The 247-nt window shown below is 29.1% G+C and carries 1 protein-coding gene; it reads right to left on the minus strand.

Translation table 11 applies throughout. From position 1 onward, the window contains the following. Nucleotides 1–163: 163 nt before the first annotated feature. Nucleotides 164–247, minus strand: an 84-nt coding sequence (locus SB660_RS22795; RefSeq protein ID WP_410584792.1) for a homoserine O-acetyltransferase/O-succinyltransferase family protein, incomplete at its 5' end; no start/stop codon positions are given.

Genomic DNA, 247 nt, shown 5'->3' on the forward strand with positions numbered 1-247 from the left:
CTATAGATAAACATAACACAAGTGCATCATTTTATAATAAGCGCGCCAACATATTTAAACTAAATTTAATTGATATGTTCCATTATTTTAAAGTTTTGTTATACGCATACTGAATCAAGAGTATTTTATCATATTTTTGTCACCGTATCACTTAAAACAAAAATTAATCCCATTCATACGGAGTTTCCTGATATACGTAATAATTCAGCCAATTCATAAACAATAACGTTGCATGAGCTTTCCAGCG

Source organism: Bacillus sp. SIMBA_005 (assembly GCF_046535585.1).
GTDB classification, from domain to species: domain Bacteria; phylum Bacillota; class Bacilli; order Bacillales; family Bacillaceae; genus Bacillus; species Bacillus pumilus.